1 protein-coding gene is annotated in these 1,134 nt (G+C 63.3%); it reads right to left on the bottom strand.

Features of this window, described 5'->3' with window-relative positions:
- Window positions 1–29: 29 nt before the first annotated feature.
- Window positions 30–1,134 (bottom strand): ABC transporter substrate-binding protein (locus HMPREF2581_RS18510; RefSeq protein ID WP_070867363.1); only part of this gene is annotated, 1,105 nt, incomplete at its 5' end.

Here is a 1,134-nt window from a genome sequence, read left to right as displayed (position 1 = left end):
TGGCGGGGCGGCGCGGCTGGCAGGCGAAGCTACTTGCCGACGCTGACCTCGTAGAACGAGTTCAGGCCGAAGGGACTGATCCTGAAGTCGTGTACCGTCTTGCGCATCGGCTGGTACACGGTGGAGTGGGCGATCGGGGTGATCGGCACCTGCTCCTTGAGGATGTGCTGGGCCTGCTTGTACAGCTCGGTGCGCTTGCCCTGGTCGGTGGTGCGCTTGGCATCCTTGACCAGCTTGTCGTAGCCGGCGTCGCACCATTTGGAGAAGTTGTTGCCGTCCACCGCGTCGCAGCCGTAGAGGGTGCCGAGCCAGTTGTCCGGGTCACCGTTGTCGCCGCTCCAGCCGATCAGCATGGCGTCATGCTCGCCGCCCTTGGCGCGCTTGATGTATTCGCCCCATTCATAGGTGACGATCTTCGCCTTGATACCGATCTTCGCCCAATCGTTCTGCAGCATTTCCGCCATCAGCTTGGCGTTGGGGTTGTAGGGGCGTTGTACCGGCATGGCCCACAGGGTGATCTCGGTGCCTTCGGCGACCCCGGCCTTCTTCAGCAGCTCCCTGGCCTTGGCCGGATCGTAGGGCGCGTCCTTGATGGTCTCGTCGTAGGACCACTGGGTCGGCGGCATGCCGTTGCTCGCCAACTGGCCGGCGCCCTGGTAGACGGCGTCGATGATGGCCTGCTTGTTCACCGCCATGTCCAGCGCCTGGCGTACTTCCAGCTTGTCGAACGGCTTGTGGGTGACGTTGTAGGCGATGTAGCCGAGGTTGAAGCCGGCCTGCGACGGCAGGTTCAGGTTCGGGTCCTTCTTCAGCGCGTCGAGGTCGGCGGGGCGTGGGTTGAGGGTGATCTGGCACTCGCCGGCCTTGAGCTTCTGCGCGCGCACCGAGGCGTCGGTGTTGATGGCGAAGATCAGGTTGTCGACCTTCACCTCGTCCGGCTTCCAGTAGTCCTTGTTGCCCTTGAAACGGATCTGCGCATCCTTCTGGTAGCGGCTGAACACGAACGGGCCGGTACCGATCGGCTTCTGGTTGATATCGCTGGCCTTGCCCTGCTTGAGCAGTTGCGCGGCGTATTCGGCGGACTGGATCGATGGGAAGGGCATCGCCAGGTTCTGGATGAAGGCCGCGTCGACC

The sequence above is a fragment of the Pseudomonas sp. HMSC057H01 genome, assembly GCF_001836405.1.
Classification (GTDB): Bacteria; Pseudomonadota; Gammaproteobacteria; order Pseudomonadales; family Pseudomonadaceae; genus Pseudomonas; species Pseudomonas aeruginosa.
This window is presented reverse-complemented; position numbering and strand designations above follow the sequence as displayed.